At 74.0% G+C, this 19,197-nt stretch carries 20 protein-coding genes; 9 read left to right on the top strand and 11 right to left on the bottom strand.

All coding sequences use genetic code 11. The features are described from left to right. Positions 1 to 5 precede the first annotated feature (5 nt). A complete protein-coding gene (pcaH, locus tag AB0G32_RS12155; protein WP_361161751.1) occupies positions 6 to 779 on the bottom strand; it encodes a protocatechuate 3,4-dioxygenase subunit beta in 774 nt (257 codons plus the stop codon). A gap of 196 nt (positions 780 to 975) precedes the next feature. On the opposite strand from pcaH, the gene AB0G32_RS12150 reads away from it, so the two are divergent. Then, positions 976 to 1,434: a MarR family transcriptional regulator gene (locus AB0G32_RS12150; RefSeq protein WP_361161992.1), complete on the top strand. Its 459-nt coding sequence runs from the start codon at positions 976 to 978 to the stop codon at positions 1,432 to 1,434. A gap of 5 nt (positions 1,435 to 1,439) precedes the next feature. Here AB0G32_RS12150 and AB0G32_RS12145 read toward each other — a convergent pair whose 3' ends face one another. Then, a complete protein-coding gene (locus tag AB0G32_RS12145; RefSeq protein WP_361161749.1) occupies positions 1,440 to 2,468 on the bottom strand; it encodes a DUF3048 domain-containing protein in 1,029 nt (342 codons plus the stop codon). Between the two features lie 201 nt (positions 2,469 to 2,669). On the opposite strand from AB0G32_RS12145, the gene AB0G32_RS12140 reads away from it, so the two are divergent. Next, positions 2,670 to 3,860, top strand: a complete 1,191-nt coding sequence (locus AB0G32_RS12140; RefSeq protein WP_361161747.1) for a zinc-dependent alcohol dehydrogenase — start codon at positions 2,670 to 2,672, stop codon at positions 3,858 to 3,860. Here AB0G32_RS12140 and arr read toward each other — a convergent pair whose 3' ends face one another. Together arr and AB0G32_RS12130 are read right to left on the bottom strand one after the other, a co-directional pair. Then, on the bottom strand, positions 3,861 to 4,289 hold the full coding sequence (gene arr / locus AB0G32_RS12135) for an NAD(+)--rifampin ADP-ribosyltransferase (RefSeq protein WP_361161746.1): 429 nt from the start codon (positions 4,287 to 4,289) through the stop codon (positions 3,861 to 3,863). A gap of 85 nt (positions 4,290 to 4,374) precedes the next feature. Then, complete coding sequence (locus AB0G32_RS12130; protein ID WP_361161745.1) at positions 4,375 to 5,445, bottom strand: ATP-dependent DNA ligase; 1,071 nt, start codon at positions 5,443 to 5,445, stop codon at positions 4,375 to 4,377. A gap of 74 nt (positions 5,446 to 5,519) precedes the next feature. Here AB0G32_RS12130 and ligD point away from each other — a divergent pair, with 74 nt between their 5' ends. Then, a complete protein-coding gene (gene ligD / locus AB0G32_RS12125) occupies positions 5,520 to 6,557 on the top strand; it encodes a non-homologous end-joining DNA ligase (protein ID WP_361161744.1) in 1,038 nt (345 codons plus the stop codon). A 28-nt stretch (positions 6,558 to 6,585) separates the two neighbouring features. Here the strand turns inward: ligD and AB0G32_RS12120 are convergent, their stop codons facing one another. Both AB0G32_RS12120 and AB0G32_RS12115 read right to left on the bottom strand, forming a co-directional pair. After that, positions 6,586 to 7,506, bottom strand: coding sequence for an RNA polymerase sigma-70 factor (locus AB0G32_RS12120; RefSeq protein WP_361161743.1), 921 nt, complete (start codon positions 7,504 to 7,506; stop codon positions 6,586 to 6,588). After that, entirely contained in the window at positions 7,503 to 8,711 is a 1,209-nt protein-coding gene (locus AB0G32_RS12115) for an FAD-dependent oxidoreductase (RefSeq protein ID WP_361161741.1), read from the bottom strand. Before AB0G32_RS12115 ends, AB0G32_RS12120 begins: the two co-directional genes overlap by 4 nt. A 342-nt stretch (positions 8,712 to 9,053) precedes the next feature. Here AB0G32_RS12115 and AB0G32_RS12110 point away from each other — a divergent pair, with 342 nt between their 5' ends. Next, positions 9,054 to 10,097 (top strand): LacI family DNA-binding transcriptional regulator, encoded by a 1,044-nt coding sequence (locus tag AB0G32_RS12110; RefSeq protein ID WP_361161740.1) that lies wholly within the window; start codon positions 9,054 to 9,056, stop codon positions 10,095 to 10,097. A 24-nt stretch (positions 10,098 to 10,121) separates the two neighbouring features. Here AB0G32_RS12110 and AB0G32_RS12105 read toward each other — a convergent pair whose 3' ends face one another. Further along, positions 10,122 to 10,901 (bottom strand): VOC family protein, encoded by a 780-nt coding sequence (locus AB0G32_RS12105; protein WP_361161738.1) that lies wholly within the window; start codon positions 10,899 to 10,901, stop codon positions 10,122 to 10,124. A gap of 196 nt (positions 10,902 to 11,097) precedes the next feature. On the opposite strand from AB0G32_RS12105, the gene AB0G32_RS12100 reads away from it, so the two are divergent. Both AB0G32_RS12100 and AB0G32_RS12095 read left to right on the top strand, forming a co-directional pair. Further along, positions 11,098 to 11,343 carry a WhiB family transcriptional regulator gene (locus tag AB0G32_RS12100; RefSeq protein WP_361161736.1) on the top strand — a complete coding sequence of 82 codons (246 nt, stop codon included), beginning with the start codon at positions 11,098 to 11,100 and terminating at the stop codon, positions 11,341 to 11,343. Positions 11,344 to 11,701: 358 nt separating this feature from the next. Next, a complete protein-coding gene (locus AB0G32_RS12095) occupies positions 11,702 to 11,923 on the top strand; it encodes a hypothetical protein (RefSeq protein WP_361161734.1) in 222 nt (73 codons plus the stop codon). 229 nt (positions 11,924 to 12,152) lie between these two features. On the opposite strand, the gene AB0G32_RS12090 is transcribed toward AB0G32_RS12095, so the two are convergent. Both AB0G32_RS12090 and AB0G32_RS12085 read right to left on the bottom strand, forming a co-directional pair. Further along, positions 12,153 to 13,127 (bottom strand): acyl-ACP desaturase, encoded by a 975-nt coding sequence (locus AB0G32_RS12090; protein WP_361161732.1) that lies wholly within the window; start codon positions 13,125 to 13,127, stop codon positions 12,153 to 12,155. A 222-nt stretch (positions 13,128 to 13,349) separates the two neighbouring features. Then, positions 13,350 to 15,002, bottom strand: coding sequence for an ATP-binding cassette domain-containing protein (locus AB0G32_RS12085; protein WP_361161730.1), 1,653 nt, complete (start codon positions 15,000 to 15,002; stop codon positions 13,350 to 13,352). Between the two features lie 330 nt (positions 15,003 to 15,332). Here AB0G32_RS12085 and AB0G32_RS12080 point away from each other — a divergent pair, with 330 nt between their 5' ends. Further along, the gene (locus AB0G32_RS12080; RefSeq protein ID WP_361161728.1) at positions 15,333 to 15,965 is read left to right on the top strand and encodes a GPP34 family phosphoprotein; all 633 of its coding nucleotides are present in this window, start codon (positions 15,333 to 15,335) and stop codon (positions 15,963 to 15,965) included. 69 nt (positions 15,966 to 16,034) lie between these two features. Here AB0G32_RS12080 and AB0G32_RS12075 read toward each other — a convergent pair whose 3' ends face one another. After that, positions 16,035 to 16,451 (bottom strand): SsgA family sporulation/cell division regulator, encoded by a 417-nt coding sequence (locus AB0G32_RS12075; RefSeq protein WP_361161726.1) that lies wholly within the window; start codon positions 16,449 to 16,451, stop codon positions 16,035 to 16,037. Between the two features lie 340 nt (positions 16,452 to 16,791). On the opposite strand from AB0G32_RS12075, the gene AB0G32_RS12070 reads away from it, so the two are divergent. Both AB0G32_RS12070 and AB0G32_RS12065 read left to right on the top strand, forming a co-directional pair. After that, positions 16,792 to 17,478 (top strand): endonuclease V, encoded by a 687-nt coding sequence (locus tag AB0G32_RS12070; RefSeq protein WP_361161990.1) that lies wholly within the window; start codon positions 16,792 to 16,794, stop codon positions 17,476 to 17,478. Between the two features lie 84 nt (positions 17,479 to 17,562). Continuing rightward, positions 17,563 to 17,769 carry a hypothetical protein gene (locus AB0G32_RS12065; RefSeq protein WP_361161724.1) on the top strand — a complete coding sequence of 69 codons (207 nt, stop codon included), beginning with the start codon at positions 17,563 to 17,565 and terminating at the stop codon, positions 17,767 to 17,769. A gap of 129 nt (positions 17,770 to 17,898) precedes the next feature. On the opposite strand, the gene AB0G32_RS12060 is transcribed toward AB0G32_RS12065, so the two are convergent. After that, the gene (locus tag AB0G32_RS12060; protein ID WP_361161723.1) at positions 17,899 to 19,107 is read right to left on the bottom strand and encodes a saccharopine dehydrogenase NADP-binding domain-containing protein; all 1,209 of its coding nucleotides are present in this window, start codon (positions 19,105 to 19,107) and stop codon (positions 17,899 to 17,901) included. Positions 19,108 to 19,197 lie beyond the last annotated feature (90 nt).

Raw genomic sequence — 19,197 nt, 5'->3', positions numbered from 1 at the left:
GCAGCTCAGCGCCCTTCTTCGATCCAGGTGGCGGTCGGGCCGTCGAGCACGATGTCCCAGTGGTAGCCGAGCGAGAACTCCGGCACCGACAGGCTGTGGTCGTACGTCGCGATCAGCCGCTGCCGGGCCGCGTCGTCCGTGACGGACTGGAGGATCGGGTCGTACGGGAACAGCGGGTCGTTCGGGAAGTACATCTGCGTCACCAGCCGCTGGGTGAACGCCGACCCGAAGAGCGAGAAGTGGATGTGCGCGGGCCGCCAGGCGTTGACGTGGTTGCGCCACGGGTAGGGGCCGGGCTGGATGGTGGTGAAGCGGTAGCTGCCGTCGTCGTCGGTGATCGTGCGGCCGGTGCCGGTGAAGTTCGGGTCCAGCGGCGCGTCGTGCTGCTCGCGCTGGTGGGCGTAGCGGCCGGCCGAGTTGGCCTGCCAGATCTCCACCAGCTGGCCGCGCACCGGACGCCCGGCGCGGTCCAGCAGCCGCCCGGAGACGGTGATCCGCTCGCCGACCGGCTCACCGGGGTGCTGGATGGTGAGGTCGTTGTCGATCGCGGTCAGGTCGCGCTCGCCGAAGGCGGGCGAGGACAGCTCCACCAGCTCCGGGTCCTTGCTGACGTCGATGGCGACCGGCGGCTGTTTCGGATGCCGCAGCACCGAGGACCGGTAGGGGGCGTAGTCGCGGCGCGGGTGGTGCTCGGCCGGCCCGCCGTCGGCGAGCCGCTTCTCGTACGCGGCGCGCTCGGCGGCCATCTCCGCGTCTATGTCGTGCTGGGTGAGAGTCATGGAACCCATCCCTGTCAGGCGGCCCGAGCGTATGAATTAGTCAGGGCACTGAGTATTCCGGCGATGTTTCCCACACGCTGCCATCGGCCGGGAGAGTCGTCAAGACCCAGTTCACGGCCTTGTTGTGTGATGTGTACCGAGTGCGGTGCGGAGAGTATTGTTCAGTACACCAACGAATATGATCTCGGGAGCGCACATGGCCGCGGTGGACCTGACCACCCATCCCGGGCACCTGGCCCGGCGGCTCCAGCAGGCGCACTACCTGCTGTGGAACACGATGGTCTCCGAGGAGATCACGTCACCGCAGTTCGCGGTCCTGAACGCGCTGGTCGCGGAGCCGGGCCTGGACCAGCGCACGGTGGGCGAGCGGGTCGGACTCGACCGGTCCACGATCGCCGAGGTGATCAGCCGGCTCGGCCGCCGGGGGCTGATCGACAAGGTGCGCGACCCGCAGGACGGCCGCCGCGCCCTGCTCCGCCCGACCGACGAGGGCACGCGCACCCACCGCAGGCTCACCGTGCGCACGGCCCGGATGAACCAGGTGTTCCTGGCCCCGCTCTCGGCCGCCGAGCAGGGCCTGTTCTTCGACCTCATCCAGCGGGTCGCGGACGCGGCCGAGGGGCTGCGCAACCCGGCCGAGCCGGCCGCCCGCTGACCTCCTCAGCCGGCCTGCGCGAACACCACCCACACCTGGCCCTCGGCGAACCGCAGCGGCGAACCGTCCGCCGCCGTGAACGCCGTGCCGTCCGTGGCCGAGTCCCGGCGCCAGGTGGCGGCGTGCGCGCGTCCGTCGCGCAGCACCTGGGCCCGGCCGGCGCCGACCGTCTCGACGTACGGCGAGTGGTTGCCCCGCGAGTCGTGCAGCTTCGACGAGCGCACCTGCACGTACTGCACGACGACGGTGGCGGGCGCCGGCTGTTTCCCGCCGGGGGTGCCGGCCGGGGTGCCGTCCATCGACAGCAGCCAGCCGGCGCGCTCCTTCGACCAGGTGAAGGTGAAGCGGGCCGCCGGGTAGCGCACCGTGTGCGCGGGCTCGGCCCGGCCGCCGGCGGGCGCGGCACCGTACTGGAAGCCGGTGGTCAGGGCCGCCGCACCCGGCGCCGAGGAGAGCAGGCGGCCGGGGCGCAGATAGAGGTTGTGCGGGGCGGGCCGGGCGCTGTCCCGGACGAAGGCGTCCGAGGCCCCGTCCGGCTGCTCGGCCCGCAGCGGGGCCTTGTCGATGTCCGGCAGCAGCTTGCGCTGGGCGCCGGAGAAGGCGAGCGTCGGCCGGTCGAACTGGCGCAGCAGCTCCAGATCGGAGGCGCGGGCGCTGCGCACCGGGCCCACGGTCTCCGGCAGCCTGGTCGCGTACAGGGCCAGCAGCCTGCTCAGCCCGCCCTCGACCGGCTCCACGTAGACGACGTCCGCCGCCTCCAGGCCCGTCTGGGGGCGGGCGGCGGGGGCGTTGTCGATCTTGACGGCCAGCGGGGACGCGGCAGCGGCCTCCGGCTCCGTGGCCGTCGCCGGCGCGCGGGACGGGACCGGCGCGGGGCCGCGTCCGTCGTCGTCCGGTCCCGGTCCGGCCGTGCAGCCCGCCGCCAGCAGCACCGCCACCGCCGCCGTCACCCCGGTGCGCGCGCCTCCGCGTACACCTCTACGTACACCTCTACGTGCGCCTCCGCGCGCACCTCTGCGTCCGCCTTGTCGCATCCCGACCACCCGCCCGCTCTCCCTGTGTCACCGATTGTGCGCTTCTTTACGCATATGCGGCCATACCCGATTTCTTCTGATCGCGCGCTTTCGGTCGGCTGATCGGACCAGCGTGGCGGTTCGGGGGAGGGGCGCCGGGTACCCGGGCGCCACCGTACGAGTGACAACGACGCGGCCGGACGACGGAGGGAGCGCGGGACGATGAAGGCAGTGACCTGGCAGGGCAAGCGGGACGTGCGGGTGGCGGAGGTACCGGATCCGAAGATCCAGGAACCCACCGACGCGGTCATCCGCGTCACCTCCTCCGGACTGTGCGGCTCCGACCTGCACCTGTACGAAGTGCTCACCCCGTTCATGACCCCGGGCGACATCCTCGGACACGAGCCGATGGGCATCGTGGAGGAGGTCGGTCCCGAGGTGCCGAACCTCAAGCCCGGTGACCGGGTCGTGGTGCCGTTCCAGATCGCCTGCGGCCACTGCTACATGTGCGACACCGGCCTGCCCACTCAGTGCGAGACCACCCAGGTCACCGGCGAGGGCATGGGCGCCGCCCTGTTCGGCTACACCCGCCTGTACGGCGCGGTGCCGGGCGGCCAGGCGGAGTACCTGCGGGTCCCGCACGCCCACTACGGCCCGATCAAGGTGCCCGAGGGGCCGCCGGACGACCGTTTCGTCTACCTGTCCGACGTGCTGCCCACCGCCTGGCAGGCGGTCGCCTACGCCGGGGTGCCGCAGGGCGGCACGGTCGCCGTGCTCGGCCTCGGCCCGATCGGCGACATGGCCTGCCGGGTCGCGCAGGTCAAGGGCGCCGGGCGGGTGTTCGGCGTGGACCTCGTCCCCGAACGGCTGCGCCGGGCGCGCGAGCGCGGCGTGCAGACGTACGACCTGCGCGCCTTCGACAGCGAGAAGGAACTCGTCGCCGCCATCCAGGACGAGACCGGCGGGCGCGGCCCGGACGCGGTGATCGACGCGGTGGGCACCGAGGCGCACGGCGGCGCGATCGCGAAGCTGGTGCAGCAGGGCGCCGCGGTCATGCCCCGCAAGCTGAGCGGTCCGCTGGCGGAGCGCTTCAGCGTGGACCGCCTCGCCGCCCTGTACACCGCCATCGACCTGGTGCGCCGCGGCGGCACCATCTCGCTGGTCGGCGTGTACGGCGGCATGGCCGACCCGATGCCGATGCTCACCCTGTTCGACAAGCAGATCCAGATGCGGATGGGGCAGGCCAACGTGCGCCGCTGGAGCGACGACATCCTGACCTACCTCACCGACGAGGACCCGCTCGGCGTCCAGGACTTCGCCACCCACCGGGTGCCGCTCACCGACGCGCCGCACGCCTACGAGATGTTCCAGAAGAAGCAGGACGGCGCGGTCAAGGTGCTGATGAAGCCCTGATCAGTCCAGGATCGTGGCGCGGCCGCCGCGCCGCAGACCGGCCAGTGCGTCCCGCATCGCCTGGATCTGCTTGGGGGTGTGACCGGTCCAGCCGGTGAGTTCCGACACGACCTGGACGGGTTCGCGGGTGCGGTAGGAACGGGTCGGGTTGCCCGGGAACCTCTTGTCGGTGACGTTGGGGTCGTCCTCCAGCGCGCCGGCCGGCCGCACCACGTAGATCCGGCCCGGCCCGCCGCCGGCCGCCAGCTCGGCGCCCCAGACGGCGGCGTCCAGGGTCTCGGAGACATAGACGTGCCGGGAGGTACGCCCCTGCTCGAAGTTGGACGCGCGGCCGGGGGTCAGCAGATCTCCCGGAACGAGATCCGCCTTGGTGCCGTGCAGGTAGGTTCCCGCCTCGTACACCTGGAAGGGGACAGGGGCGCCGGTCATGCGCTCTCCTCACGGCTCGGGCTCGGGCTCCCAGCAAACCACGGCCCGCCCGCCGGCACGGCGGCCTCGGCGATCGCGGTCCGGCTCAGGCCGGCGGGGCCAGGATCTCCGCCAGGTCGAAGCGGACCGGCTCCTGAAGCTGGGCGAAGGTGCAGCTGTCCGGGGTGCGGTCCGGGCGCCAGCGGCGAAAGCGCGCGGTGTGCCGGAACCGGGCCCCGTTCTCCATGTGGTCGTACGCCACCTCGGCCACCCGCTCGGGCCTGAGCGGCACCCAGGACAGATCCTTCTTGCCGGACCAGCGGCTCGGCGCGCCCGGCAGCCGCGCCGACTCGTGCGCGGCCTCGTCCGCCCAGGCCGCCCACGGATGCCCGGACACGTCGTCCATCCGCAGCGGTGCCAGCTCCGCCACCAGTTCCGCCCGCCGCTTCATGGTGAACGCCGCGCACACCCCGACGTGCTGGAGGGCGCCCCGGCCGTCGTACAGGCCGAGCAGCAGTGAGCCGACCACCGGGCCGCTCTTGTGCAAGCGGTAGCCGGCCACCACCACGTCCGCCGTCCGCTCGTGCTTGACCTTGAACATCGCCCGCTCGTCCGGCCGGTAGCGCAGATCCAAGGGCTTGGCCACCACCCCGTCCAGACCCGCCCCCTCGTACTGTTCGAACCAACGGCGCGCCACCTCGATGTCGGTGGTCGCCGGCGCCACGTGCACCGGCGCGGTGACCTCGGCCAGCGCCCGCACCAGCAGCGCGCGCCGGTCGGCCAGCGCCACGTCCATCAGCGACTCGCCGTCCAGCGCCAGCAGGTCGAAGGCGACCAACGACGACGGTGTTCGCCCGGCCAGCATCCGCACCCGCGAGTCCGCCGGGTGGATGCGCTCGGTGAGCGCGTCGAAGTCCAGCCGCCCCGCCCGGGCGATGACGATCTCCCCGTCGACCACGCACCGCTCGGGCAGCCGTTCCTTCACCGCCGCCACCAGCTCCGGGAAGTACCTGGTCAGCGGCTTGCCGGTGCGGCTGCCGAACTCCACCTCGGCACCGTCCCGGAACACGATCGCGCGGAACCCGTCCCACTTCGCCTCGTACTGCATGCCCGGCGGGATCGCCGCCACGGACTTGGCGAGCATCGGCTTCACGGGCGGCATCACGGGCAGATCCATGGTCCGATTCTGGCCGGGCATCGCCCATGTCGCCTGATGTGCGAAGCGCGACCGGCGGACCTACCGTGGCTCACATGGGTGCAGCGGTGGAACTGGAGACGGGCGGCCGGACCGTACGGCTGACCAGCCCGGACAAGGTCTTCTTCCCGGAGCGCGGTTTCACCAAGCTGGACCTGGCCCGCTACTACCAGGCGGTCGCCCCCGGCATCCTGCGCGCCCTGCGCGAGCGCCCCACCACCCTGGAGCGCTACCCGGACGGCGTCACCGGCGAGTGGTTCTACCAGAAGCGCGCCCCCAAGGGCATGCCGGACTGGATCCCCACCGCCCACATCGCCTTCCCCAGCGGACGCAGCGCCGAGGAGATGTGCCCCACCGAGGAGGCCGCGGTGGTGTGGGCCGCGCAGTACGGCACCCTCACCTTCCACCCCTGGCCGGTCCGGAGCGCCGACGTCGACCACCCCGACGAACTCCGCGTCGACCTCGACCCGCAGCCCGGCACCGACTACGACGACGCGGTCCGCGCCGCCCACGAACTACGGGCCGTACTGGAGGAGTTCGGCGGCCTGCGCGGCTGGCCCAAGACCTCCGGCGGCCGGGGCCTGCACGTCTTCGTCCCGATCGAGCCGCGCTGGACCTTCACCCAGGTACGCCGGGCCGCCATCGCGGTGGGACGCGAACTGGAACGCCGGATGCCCGACCGGGTCACCATCAAGTGGTGGAAGGAGGAGCGGGGGCGGCGCATCTTCGTCGACTACAACCAGACCGCCCGGGACCGCACCATCGCCTCCGCCTACTCGGTACGCCCCCGCCCGCACGCCCCCGTCTCGGCCCCGCTGCGCTGGGCGGAGGTCGGCATCGCCCACCCCGCCGACTTCGACCTCGTCACCATGCCGGCCCGCTTCGCCGAACTCGGCGACGTGCACGCCGACATGGACGACCACGCCTACTCCCTGGACGCCCTGCTGGAGCTGGCGGCGAAGGACGAACGCGACCACGGCCTGGGCGACCTGCCGTACCCGCCGGAGTATCCGAAGATGCCGGGCGAACCCAAGCGGGTACAGCCGAGCAGGGCCCGCCGGCCACCGGCGAACGGGCAGCCGGAGGCGTCCTGACCGCGGCAGCCGGCGAGCGGCCCGGCTCTCACCGCGTCCCGATGTCGCGCCGGGCACCGTCGGAGACGGCCCGCAGCTTGTCCGGGTTGGCCACGTTGTGCAGGGCGATGACCCGGCCCTCGGCGTCGAAGTCGAGGGTGACCGTGGCGATCACCCGGTCCGGAGCACGGAACAGGATGCCCGGCCCGCCGTTGATCTCGACCAGCTCGGCGCGCATGTCGGCGGGTTCGACGCCCTGGTAGGCGACCGTGCCGATGGCCGCGAACCAGGAGGCCACCGTGCGCGCGCCGACGACCGGGCGCAGCGCCTGCCGCACCTTGCCGCCGCCGTCGGTCCACAGGGTGACGTCCGGGGACAGCAACTCCATGAGGGTGTTGATGTCGCCGCCGGTCGCGGCGGCGAAGAACCGCTCGGTGACCTGCCGCTGGCGCGACCGGTCGGCCGGGAAGCGCGGCCGCCGGGCCCGCACATGCTCGCGGGCGCGGTGCGCGGCCTGCCGCACCGCCGCTTCGGAACGCTCCACCGCCGCGGCGATCTCGGCGTGGCTGAAGCCGAACACCTCCCGCAGCACGAACACCGCGCGCTCGAGCGGACTCAGCGTCTCCAGCACCACCAGCATCGCCATGGACACCGACTCCGCGTCCGCGACGGCCGCGGCCCCGTCCGCACCGGTGAGGATGGGCTCCGGCAGCCACGGCCCCACATACGTCTCACGCTTGTGCCGAGTGGAACGCAGCCGCTCCAGCGCCAGATTCGACACGATCCGCGTCAGATACGCCTTGGGGTCGGTCACCTGCGAGCGGTCGGCGGCCGACCACTTGATCCAGGCGTCCTGGACCACGTCCTCGGCGTCGGCCGCGCTGCCCATGACCCGGTACGCCACCGAGAACAGCAGGTTCCGGTACCGCTGGAACACCTGCTGGTCGGCATCGGCGGACAGGTGCGTCACCGCGCCCCCCGGACGACCCGGGTGAACCGGCCGCCACGGGGCCAGAACGCGCCCGAGGCGGGCATCTTCTTCATACGGCCGTAGGTCGGCCAGGGCGAGGCAGTCACCGTCTCCTTGTACCGGACCGCCATCCGGCCGGTCAGGTGAATCCGGCGCGGACTGTCGTCGGGGCGGGTGAACTGCACCACAGCGTCGTGCCGCCCCAGACTCACCGGCGTGTGGTAGTAGCCGAACCGGAACGCTCTGGGCTCCCTGCCCTTCAGCACGCGCAGCACCGACACCGCGGCGTGCACCCCGGTCGGCATCCCGCCCTGGCAGGTGCCGTGCATAACCCCGTAGCCCTGGCGGATCGCGGCCGCGTCGCCCACCGCGAACACCTCCGGATGCGACACCGACCGCAGGGCGGCGTCGGTGACGACCCGGCCGCGCTCGTCGACGGTGAGCCCGGCGGCGGCCGCCAGCGGCGACACCCGGGTACCGCTGGTCCACACGACCACATCGGCGGCGACGCTCTCGCCGCCGGTCAGCTCCACCGCGCCGGGCAGCACCTTCGCCACCTCGGCCCCGCCGCGCACCCGGACCCCCAGCCGGTCGAGCGCGGCCCGCAGATACGCCCCGGCCTTCGGACGCATGGCCGCGCCGGGCTCGGTCCGGCCCAGCAGCACCACGTCCAGCTCCGGGTACCGCTCGGCGATCTCCGCGGCCGACTCGACGCCGGTCAGCCCGCTGCCGGCGACCAGCACGGTGCCGCTGCCGAGCCGCGCCAGCCGGCCGGCCAGCACCTCGGCGTCCTGGGCGCCGTTCAGGGCGTACGCGTGCTCCTCGGCGCCCGGCACCGCCGAGGTGTCGGCCACGCCGCCCAGCCCGTACACCAGCGTGTCGTAGTGCAGCACTTGGTCGTCGTCGATCCGCACCGTGCGCGCATCCGCGTCCACCGCCGTCGCCCAGCCCCGCACGAACCGCGCGCCCGTGCCCGCCAGCAGTTCCGGGATGCTCAGGTCGGCGAGCCGCTGCCCGGTCGCCGTCATGTGCAGCCGCATGCGCTCGGTGAACCGCTCCCGCGCGTTCACCAGGGTCACCTGGATCTCCTCGCGCCGCCTGGTCCGCGCCGCGAGCTGGATCGCCGCGGACAGGCCCGCGTAACCGCCTCCCAGGACCAGGACGTGGTGGACGGTCGCCCCGCCGGTGTTGTGCCGTGTGTTCATCGCTCGGCCTCCCGTGCTCGCTGTTGACGACCACCAGATGGAAGAAGCCGGCCCGTCCGTGACACGGGGATGATGTGACGCGCGTCACGGTCTGTTCGGTGGCCCCCACGCACCAGTCCCAACCCCCATGATCCGCACGTCCCGGTACGACACCACGTCGGTGGTTCCGTGCACCTGGAGCCCGAGGTGGCCGGCGGCGAACCGGCGGCGACCACCGGGAGCCCGTAGTCGTTCCAGGTGCCCTTGGACAGGGCGGTTTCCGGCGGGTTGCGCGCGGAGAGCGCTCTCATCCTCCCTCGGCCCGCGGCTATCCTGGTCCGCAGCCGCCGAGGAGGAGCCCACGTGACCGACACAGCGCCGCGTCCCACGCTGGAGGCGGTGGCCGCGCGGGCCGGGGTCTCCCGGGCCACCGTGTCACGGGTGGTGAACGGAGCGGCGGGAGTCCGTGAGGCGCTCGCCGCCCGGGTCCGCCGCGCGGTCGAGGAACTCGGCTACGTGCCCAACCAGGCCGCCCGCTCCCTGGTGACCCGGCGGCACGACGCCGTCGCCGTGGTCGTCGCGGAACCCGAGGCCCGGGTCTTCGCCGACCCCTTCTTCGCCCTCCAACTGCGCGGCATCGGCAAGGAACTGACCGCCCACGACAACCAGCTCGTCCTGCTGCTCACCGAGGGCCGCGAGGACCACGCCCGGGTCGGCCGCTACCTCGCGGGCGGACACGTCGACGGGGCGCTGGTCTTCTCCCTGCACCTGGACGACCCGCTGCCCGGCCTGATCCAGCGCGCCGGGGTGCCGACGGTGTTCGGCGGCCGTCCCGGCTGGAGCGAGGGGCGCGACGACGTGGTGTACGTCGACAGCGACAACCGGGGCGGCGCCCGGGACGCCGTGCGCCACCTCGCCGGCCTCGGCCGCAGCCGGATCGCGCACATCACCGGCCCGCTCGACCAGACCTCCGCCGCCGACCGGCTGGCCGGCTACCGCGACGTCGTGACCGGCGCCGATCCCGCGCTGGTCGCCCGGGGCGACTTCACCGCGGGCGGCGGCGAGCGCGCCATGCGGGACCTGCTGGACCGGTGTCCCGCGCTGGACGCCGTGTTCGCGGCCAACGACCTGATGGCGGCGGGCGCGCTGCGGGTGCTGCGCGCACACGGGCGGCAGGTCCCGGACGACGTGGCCGTGGTCGGCTTCGACGACATGGTGCAGGTCGCCGAACAGACCGAGCCGGCGCTGACCACGGTCCGTCAGGACATCGAGGAGATGGGCCGGCTGATGGCCCGGCTGCTGCTGCGCGGCCTGGACGGCGAGTCCGGGCCGCGTGCCTTCGCCCCCGGCGCCACGCCGTCCGGCGTGATCCTGCCGACGACACTGGTGCGGCGCGCGTCGGCGTGACGCGCCCGTTCCCACCCCTCGTCCCTACCCCTCCCGAGGCGCGGGCTGGAGCACCGCGAACCGGGCCCCGTACGGATCGGCCAGCCGGGCCAGGCGGCCCACGCCCTCGACGTCCGTGGCGGGGAGCCGGATCTCGCCGCCCAGCTCCCGGGCCCGGGTCAGCACGGCGTCCGTGTCGGCCACCGCGATGTACGGCAGCCAGTGCGCCGCTGTCTCCAGCGGGTCGTCGGCGAGCGGGACCACGCCGCCGAACACGCCGGCCTCGCCCTCGCCCGCGGGATTGACGCAGGTGTAGACGCCGCCGGGGAAGGACAGGGCGGAGGTCTCCAGACCGAGCACCGCGTGGTAGTGCGCCGCGGCCGCCGCGATGTCCGGTGTGTACAGCTCGGCCCAGCACAGCGCGCCCTGGGCGCCCACCAGGTCCAGCCCCTTGCGCTGCCCCGGCTGCCAGACGCCGTACGGCGCCCCCGCCCGGTCGGCGAGGACCGCCGACACGCCCTCCGCCAGCACGCGCGTCGGCGGCACCAGCACCCGGCCCCGGGCCCGCTCGGCGGACCGGGCGGCGGCCTCGGCGTCCGGTGTCCGGAAGTACACCGTCCAGGACGGCGGGCCGTGCTCGGGGGTGATCCCCAGGCAGCCGGCCACCGTGGCGCCGTCCCGCTCGAAGCAGCCGTGGTCCCCGGCCGGCCCCGGCCGCAGCCGCCAGCCGAACAGGCCGCCGTAGAAGGAGGCGGCGCCTTCGATGTCGGGCACGGCGACGTCGATCCAGTCCGGAGCGCCGGTGACGTAGCGGTCGGTGAGCATCTTCGCCCTCCTCGGAAGGGTCCCGTTGCCTGCTCCGCCGAGTCTCGCACCGCCCACTGACAATCGCCCGCGCCGTCCCGCGCGCCGTCGTGCCTCGCGGCGCCGTACGGGTGACCATCGGGGGGCCGACGGCCCGGGGCGGGACGTTGATCCCGCGTTGATCGAACGTTTTGCGCCGTCCGGCACGCTGCTGGCCATGCCCAACGACACGATCACGGCGCCCGACCTCGCCTGGCAGGAGGAGGCGTTGTGCGCGCAGACCGGGGGAGACTTCTTCTTCCCCGAGCCCGGCAGCTCGGTACGCGAGGCGAAGCTGATCTGCGCCCTGTGCCCGATCCGCCCGGCCTGCCTGGAGTTCGCCCTCAGCAACGACGAGCGCTTCGGCGTCTGGGGCGGCCTGTCGGAGAAGGAACGGCTGGCCTTGCGGCGGGCCGCGCCCTGAGGGGAGTGCCGGGCTTTGACAGGGTGCCCGGGTCAGCCCGGCTGAAGCACCTGCCGGGCTGACCCGGAACTCGTCGTACGCGTCCGGGCGTTGCCCGAACCCCGTGGCGCGGTGGACGGACTGTGGCGGCGCGGCACCTGCGGCCGGCGCCCGGCCGCCGTCGCCGCGTCGGCCACCGGCGACAGCGCGTGGCTCGCGGCCCCGCGGGGCTGGCCGCGGCGGTCACACATCTCCCCGGCCGAACCGGCTGGGCCGCCGCCGCGCAGGCCCTGGTCACCGCTGCCGGTGCCCCACGGGGTCTGGCGGCGCGGCGGGCGGCGCTGCGCGGCCGGCCGGGTGCGGGACCGGCTGAGCCGCCGTGAGCAGCCGGGCGACCCCGGCACCCTGCCGGCCCGGGACCGGCCTGCTCGCCGCGCACGGCGGACCCGTGCAGGGCCTGCCGGCCGGCGCCGTCACCACCGCCCTGGGCCAACGCGACCACTGGCCGACCCGCCGGCGCGACCGGCTGCGCGCGCACCGCATGGCGGACGCGGCGGGCGTACGGGACGCGGCCCTGGACCGGACGACGGCGGGGGAGTGACGCCCAGCCGGCCGTACGGGGCATGGTGCTGGCCGAGGGCGGCAGGGGACGGCTGGGGAGCGACGGCGGGCCGCCCGCGCGGGACCGGCCCCCGGCCCGGCGACGACGGCGGCGGAGCGACGGCAGGGCGCCCGCGCAGGCCGTCCAGGCACAGCGCGTCGGCACGGGGCGTCGGCACAGCGCGCCTGCACGGGGCGCCGGCGCGTGAGTGGCCGCGCGTGAGTGGCCGTCAGCCGGCCGCCCGGGCCGCCATCCTGGCCTTGCGTGCCGCCAGCTTCTCGTCGAACTTGGCGGCCTCCGTGTCCAGGCCGCCCATGAACAGGCCCAGTTCCTCCTGCGCCTTGAGCCCCTCCGGGCTCAGCCCGCCGATCTCCATGATCTTCAGGTAGCGCAGCACGGGCTGGATCACGTCGTCGTGGTGGATGCGCAGGTTGTACACCTCACCGATCGCCATCTGCGCGGCGGCCCGCTCGAAGCCGGGCATGCCGTGGCCGGGCATCCGGAAGTTCACGACCACGTCCCGCACGGCCTGCATGGTCAGGTCGGGCGCCAGCTCGAAGGCCGCCTTCAGCAGGTTCCGGTAGAACACCATGTGCAGGTTCTCGTCGGTGGCGATGCGGGCCAGCATCCGGTCGCAGACCGGGTCGCCGGACTGGTGGCCGGTGTTGCGGTGCGAGACGCGGGTCGCCAGCTCCTGGAAGGCGACGTAGGCGACCGAGTGCAGCATCGAGTGCCGGTTGTCCGACTCGAAGCCCTCGCTCATGTGCGCCATCCGGAACTGCTCCAGCTTGTCCGGGTCGACCGCGCGCGAGGCGAGCAGGTAGTCCCGCATCACGATGCCGTGCCGGCCCTCCTCCGCCGTCCAGCGGTGCACCCAGGTGCCCCAGGCGCCGTCGCGGCCGAAGAGGGAGGCGATCTCGTGGTGGTAGCTGGGCAGGTTGTCCTCGGTGAGCAGGTTCACCACCAGCGCGATGCGGCCGATCTCGGTGACCTTGGACTGGCCCTTCTCCCACGCCTCCCCGTCCTCGAAGAAGCCGGGGAAGTTGCGCCCCTCGCTCCACGGCACGTACTCGTGCGGCATCCAGTCCTTGGTGACCCGCAGATGCCGGTTCAGTTCCTGCTCGACCACTTCTTCCAGTGCGAGCAGCAGTCGCGCGTCGGTCCAGGCGGAGGAGCTGCCGAGTTGGGCGGAAGTGACTGTCACGAATACTCCAGGGGGGACGGATGACCGTTCGATGGGTCCGGCGAGCGGTGCCGGAACCTACGGCATCGTAGGCTACGACACCGTAGGTTACGAGACCGTAGGTTAAATGCGGCGTAAAGGCCCTGCTCAGCCGCCTCACCCGCAGCGCCACGCCTCACCCGGACAACCGAGTGACCGGCTCCGCCGCCCGCGGTCGCCGCACTCCCGCCCCCGTAACGCCGGTCAGGTGGTCTCCGTGACCGCTTCCGCCGTCGTCTCCCGCAGTTCTCCTTCCGCCAGCAGCAGCCAGCGCGTGATGCCGAGCGACTCCAGGAACGGCAGGTCGTGGCCGGCCACGATCAGCGCTCCCTCGTACGACTCCAGGGCAGTGGTGAGCTGCCGGACGCTCGCCATGTCCAGGTTGTTGGTCGGCTCGTCCAGCATCAGCAGCTGCGGCGCGGGCTCCGCCAGCAGCAGCGCGGCCAGCGTCGCCCGGAACCGTTCGCCGCCGGAGAGTGTCGCCGCCCTCTGGTCGGCCCGGGCGCCCCGGAACAGGAAGCGGGCGAGCCGCGCCCGGATCCGGTTGCCGGTGGCGTCCGGCGCGAACCGGGCCACGTTCTCGGCGACGGTCAGACCGTCGTCGAGCACGTCCAGCCGTTGCGGCAGGAACCGCAGCGGCACGTGTGCCGTCGCCTCGCCCGCCACCGGGGCCAGTTCCCCGGCGATGGTCCTCAGCAGTGTGGTCTTGCCCGCGCCGTTCCGTCCGACCAGCGCGATCCGCTCGGGTCCGTGCAGGTCGAAACCCTTCTCCACCCGGGCGCCGTGCACGAGTTCCAGCTCCCGCAGGGTGAGCACCGAACGGCCCGGCGGGACGGCCGTGTACGGCAGGTCGACGCGGATCTCGTCGTCGTCCCGCACCGCCTCCACCGCGTCGTCCAGCCGCTCCCGGGCCTCGGCGAGCTTCTCCTCGTGCAGGATGCGGTGCTTGCCCGCGGACTCCTGGGCGGCCCGCTTGCGCGCGCCCATGATGATCTTGGGCTCGCGCTTCTGCTCGTACATCTTCTGGCCGTACCGCTTGCGGCGGGCCAGCTTGACCTGGGCGTCGGACAGTTCGCGTTTCTGCTTGCGGAAGTCGGACTCGGCGACCCGCACCATGCGCTCGGCCGCCTCCTGCTCGACGGCGAGGGCCTCCTCGTACGCCGAGAAGTTGCCGCCGTACCAGACGAGCTCGGCGCCGCCCGGGTGCGCCGGGCCGCCGGTCCGGCGCAGGTCGGCGATCTGGTCGACCAGATCGAGCAGTTCGCGGTCGTGGCTGACCACGACCAGCACCCCGGGCCAGGACGCGACGGCGGCGCGGAGGCGCCGGCGCGCGTACAGGTCGAGGTTGTTGGTCGGCTCGTCGAGGAGCAGCGCGTCGGGCCGGCCCAGCAGCAGCGCGGCCAGCCGCAGCAGCACCGACTCGCCGCCGGAGACCTCCCCGACGGTGCGGTCCAGGCCGATGTGGCCGAGGCCGAGTTCGCCGAGGGTGGCGCGGGCGCGTTCCTCGACGTCCCAGTCGTCGCCGAGGGTCTCGAAGTGCGCCGCGGCCGCGTCGCCCGCCTCGATGGCGTGCAGCGCGGCCCGCCGTGCGGCGATGCCGAGCACCTCGTCGACGCGGAGTGCGGTGTCGAGGGTGACGTTCTGCGGGAGGTAGCCGACCTCGCCGGTGACCCGGACGGTGCCGCCGGTCGGGGTGAGCCGTCCGGCGACGAGTTTGAGCAGGGTCGACTTGCCCGCCCCGTTCACGCCGACCAGCCCGGTGCGGCCGGGGCCGAAGGCGGCGTCGAGGTCCTGGAAGACGGGGGTGCCGTCCGGCCAGGCGAAGGAGAGGGCCGTACAGCTGAGGGAAGTATGCATGAGGGGTGACTCCGCGGTTGCGTGGTGCGGTCAGGGGCAAACGCGTATCGAGACACCGCGGGGCGGCGACCGCCGTCGGCAGGCCGAGGCAGGACCGGAGGTCCCTGGAGAGGAGAGAAGCCCTGCTCGTCGGGACGGCTCGCACACCGAGGTCGCACGCGGCGCACACACCTGAATGGGTGCGGCGCGGTGTCTCAGGACCTCAGACGAGCAACGTCCTACTCCGATCGACGACAACAGGACTCGTACACCGTAGGAAGCGGCCGGGCGGGGTGTCAACCGATTACCACGCCGGGACCGCACCGCAGGAATCGTCCCGAAGGAGACCCCGTGCCCCACGGTCCGCTCTCAGTGCCGGCCCGCCTGTGCCTGCTGGCCGGGGACACCGCGCCGGCACACCGCCTGGTGCGGGCCGGCGCCCTCGCCGAACTGGCCCGGCGCGGCCTGCTCGTCGACGACGACGGCATCGCCACCCCCGTCGACCTGGACTCCCGCACCGGCGACCCGGTCCTGGACGGGCTGCTCGACCTGGTCCGCGAGTCCCTGCCGCACGACTGGCGGACCTGGGTGCGGCTGCGGGCCCGGATCACCTGGGACGCCGTTCGGGAGCAACTGGTCGCCGAGCGGTGTCTGCGCGCCGAGAAGCGACGGGTGCTCGGCGTCTTCCCGTCCGTGTCGTACGCCCTGGCCCGCCCGGCCCTCGTGGACGCGCTCCGTGACCGCACCCGGCAGGTCCTGCGCGGTCCGGCGCCGGCCGCCGAGGTGCCGGTCCCGGACGCGGCCGTCGCCGTCCTGGCCGCCGCGGCGCGGCTGCGGGGGCTGGGTCCGCCGGCGGACGGCGTCCGGAGCGAGGCGCTGTCCGCGCGGGGCGCGGGGGCGCCCGGCGTCCGGCGGATCATGCGGGAGCTGTGCGCGGCGGTCGGCGCGGCGACCGCCGGAGCGCCGGCCCCGACGGCCGGCTGAGCCCGCCCCCGCCGCGAGCCCGGCGACGAATCCGGCGACGAGTCCGGCGACGAGTCCGCCGCGGGTCCCTCAGCAGGTGCCGCGCATCAGCTCCGCCAGTTCGTGGTCCAGGTCGAGTTGGAGGTGCTCCAGGCCGAGGGGGACCAGTTCGCTGGTCGCCTCCAGGAAGCGGCGCAGTTCACCCGAGCGGACGTGGATCACGGCGGTGCCCTCGGGGGCGTGGAACTCCAGGACGGTGCGGTCGTAGCCGTACGGCCGCACCCGGACGTCGCCGTGGCCCTCGGGCTCCCGCATGCCCGCGAGGAGCAGTTCGCGGGAGAAGGTCCAGCAGACGTCCACGCCCTCCAGCGTGGCCGGGGCGGGGAAGGTCATGCGGACGGCGAACGGGTCGCGACGGTCGTAGCGGAGCTTCGCGGGAATGCTCGGCATACGGGGCGCGGCGGCGACGAGACGCGCCTCGACGGACTGCTCGATGACGATGGACAACGCCTTGCTCCCTCGGGACGGCTGGACGGCGGGCGGCTGGACGGCGGGCGGGCGAATGGGGCGGGCACTGAATGAGACGACGGAACGAGCCGCTCCGTGCACATGGGGAGAGTGACCTCTGTCACCGCCTTCATTCCCAGAAGTGATGCTGAGTGACATGACTCTCGCTCAGCCCCTCCTGACACACGCCGCGAAGTGGCCCGGGAGCCGAAGCGACCGAGAAGCCAAGGGGAGATGGCGAACCGCGACGCGCGCCGGGCAGCTGACCCGGCGGCCCGGTGGGGCCGGGGTGCCCTGCCCCTCGTAGGCTCGTGGTCACCATGACGACCGTGACGTACCGATTCCCGAGGGCTGGCCCGCGACCGAGGAGCGGGCCCGCGCGGTCCAGGAGCGGCTGCGCGCCCGCCTGGTGCTCGACGAACCCGGCCCGCCGCCCGGCACGGGCCACGTCGCCGGCGTCGATGTGGCCTACGACGACGCACGCGACGTCGTCGCGGCGGCGGCCGTCGTGCTGGACGCGGCGACCCTCACCGTCGTCGCCGAGGCCACGGCGGTCGGCCGGATCTCGTTCCCGTACGTCCCCGGCCTGCTGGCCTTCCGTGAACTCCCGGCGGTGCTCGCCGCGCTGGGCGCCCTGCCCGGCCCGCCCGGCCTGGTGGTCTGCGACGGCTACGGCCTCGCCCACCCGCGCCGCTTCGGCCTCGCCTGCCACCTGGGCGTCCTCACCGGACTGCCCACCATCGGCGTCGCGAAGAACCCGTTCGCCTTCACCCACGACGACCCGGCCGCGCCGCGCGGCAGTACGTCCGCGCTGCTCGCGGGCGACGAGGAGGTCGGCCGCGCCCTGCGCACCCGGGACGGCGTGAAGCCGGTCTACGTCTCGGCCGGGCACCGGGTCTCCCTGGACAACGCCTGCGCGCACACGCTGGCGCTCACCCCCGCCTACCGGCTGCCGGAGACCACCCGCAGGGCGGACGCCCTGTGCCGGCGGGCGCTACGGGCGGCCGGCCGCCCGGCCCCGGCGTAGGTGCCTGGTAGACGTCGGCAGGCGTAGGTACCTGAGTATCCGTACGGATGTGCGGGGCCCGGTGCTGCGGGCAGGCTGGTCCGTATGACCACCCCGCAGCGAGCCAACAAGTCCCTTGCCCGGCCCGACCGTTTCGGCCGGCCCACCGAGCGAGCCGTGGGCCGGCCCGGCGAGCGGGCCGAGGGGCGGCCGGTCGGCCGGTCCGTGCGGGTGGGGATGGTGCTGGCCGTGGCGGCGGGACTGGCCTGGACCGGCGGGATGGTGTGGACCATCGCCGGGTGGGCGCTGTAACGGACCGCGCGGGACCTTCGCCGCCGACCGGGCGGCGTTGCCGCACCCGCCGTGGCGGCAGGAGTCAGCCGGTGGCCGGGCGGTCCGTGCCCGCCGGGGATGGATGTCCGGGCTCCCGGCGGAGGCCGGTCAGTGCTCCGCCGCCACCCGGAACCGCAGGCCCGCCGCCCGTAGCCGGGCGGTCAGCGCGTCGCCCATCGCCACCGCCGTCGTGACCTGCCCGGCGGTCTCCGGCAGGTCGTCCAGCGCCAGCGCCAGTGCCGCCTGCGCGAACATCTTCGCCGTCTCGTCGTACCCGGGATCACCGCCCGAGACCTCGGTGAACACCCGCCGGCCGCCGCCCTCGCCCACGAAACGGACCGAGAACCAGCTCCTGGCCCGCCGCTCGGCGCTCGGCCCGTCCCCGGGGCGCAGCCGGCCGGCCAGCCGGCGCCGGACCGGCGGTACCTGCGCCGCCGCGGCCAGCGCGCCCACCGCCGCCACCCCGCCCAACGCGACGGGCAGCCGCCGGACGGCCGCGTAGTGCCGGTAGCGGAAGTCGGGACCGTAGCGCTCCAGCGCCGCCGCCGAGCGGCGCACGACCCGCGGATCGAGGGTCGGCAGCGGCAGCGCCCAGGCACCCACCTCCCCGGCGAACCGCGGCGCCCCCGTCGGCGCCACCGCGCGGCGACCCGTCGGCCGCGGTTCCCGCCGTCGCCGTTCCAGGGCCGCCGCCCGCAGTTGCCGCCCGCGCGCGAGCTGGCCGAGCGCGGAGGCGAACGTACCGCCGGAGAACGCGGCGTCCACGGTCACGAAGCCGTCCACGGTCAGCGGCACGCCCTCGGGGAGCCGGCCGACCGTGAAGTACACGCCGAGGTCGTGCGGTACGGAGTCGAAACCGCAGGCGTGCACCAGGCGCGCGCCCGTCTCCCGCGCGCGTGCGTCGTGCCGGACGTACATCAGGTCCACGAACTCCGGCTCACCGGTGAGGTCCAGGTAGTCCGTGCCGGCGTCGGCGCAGGCGGCGACGAGCGGCTCCCCGTGGCGCACATAGGGACCGACCGTCGTGGCCAGCACGCGCGCGTGCCGGGCGAGTTCGCGCAGCGAGGCCGGGTCGGACACGTCGGCCCGCAGGACATCCGGCCCCGGCACGCCGGGCAGCCGGTCGCGCAGCCGGCCCAGCTTGTCCCCGTCCCGGCCGGCCACCGCCCAGCGCAGGCCGGCGGGCGCGTGCGCGGCGAGATGTGCCGCGGTCAGCCGCCCGACGAAGCCCGTCGCCCCGAAGAGCACGATGTCGTACGGCCGGTCGGACTGGTCCGACCGGCCGGGCCGGTCGGTGGTACCGCCGCGCGGGTTCATGACACCAGTCCGTTCCGTCTCGCCGGGCACCGTCGGTCGCGCAGCGCGCGCCGCTGTCGGTGGCCGAGGCTAGCGTGAGAAGTGCGCGGC

It is taken from the genome of Streptomyces sp. NPDC023723 (assembly GCF_040639815.1).
Taxonomy (GTDB): Bacteria; Actinomycetota; Actinomycetes; order Streptomycetales; family Streptomycetaceae; genus Streptomyces.
The sequence above is the reverse complement of the archived record's forward strand: the minus strand, read 5'-3'. Positions and strand labels throughout refer to the sequence as shown.

Bases quoted from the DNA above. Each gene is read 5' to 3' on its own strand.
- pcaH (WP_361161751.1), bottom strand. From the start codon at position 779: ATGACTCTCACCCAGCACGACATAGACGCGGAGATGGCCGCCGAGCGC.
- AB0G32_RS12150 (WP_361161992.1), top strand. From the start codon at position 976: ATGGCCGCGGTGGACCTGACCACCCATCCCGGGCACCTGGCCCGGCGG.
- AB0G32_RS12145 (WP_361161749.1), bottom strand. From the start codon at position 2,468: ATGCGACAAGGCGGACGCAGAGGTGCGCGCGGAGGCGCACGTAGAGGT.
- AB0G32_RS12140 (WP_361161747.1), top strand. From the start codon at position 2,670: ATGAAGGCAGTGACCTGGCAGGGCAAGCGGGACGTGCGGGTGGCGGAG.
- arr (WP_361161746.1), bottom strand. From the start codon at position 4,289: ATGACCGGCGCCCCTGTCCCCTTCCAGGTGTACGAGGCGGGAACCTAC.
- AB0G32_RS12130 (WP_361161745.1), bottom strand. From the start codon at position 5,445: ATGGATCTGCCCGTGATGCCGCCCGTGAAGCCGATGCTCGCCAAGTCC.
- ligD (WP_361161744.1), top strand. From the start codon at position 5,520: ATGGGTGCAGCGGTGGAACTGGAGACGGGCGGCCGGACCGTACGGCTG.
- AB0G32_RS12115 (WP_361161741.1), bottom strand. From the start codon at position 8,711: ATGAACACACGGCACAACACCGGCGGGGCGACCGTCCACCACGTCCTG.
- AB0G32_RS12105 (WP_361161738.1), bottom strand. From the start codon at position 10,901: ATGCTCACCGACCGCTACGTCACCGGCGCTCCGGACTGGATCGACGTC.
- AB0G32_RS12100 (WP_361161736.1), top strand. From the start codon at position 11,098: ATGCCCAACGACACGATCACGGCGCCCGACCTCGCCTGGCAGGAGGAG.
- AB0G32_RS12085 (WP_361161730.1), bottom strand. From the start codon at position 15,002: ATGCATACTTCCCTCAGCTGTACGGCCCTCTCCTTCGCCTGGCCGGAC.
- AB0G32_RS12065 (WP_361161724.1), top strand. From the start codon at position 17,563: ATGACCACCCCGCAGCGAGCCAACAAGTCCCTTGCCCGGCCCGACCGT.
- AB0G32_RS12060 (WP_361161723.1), bottom strand. From the start codon at position 19,107: ATGAACCCGCGCGGCGGTACCACCGACCGGCCCGGCCGGTCGGACCAG.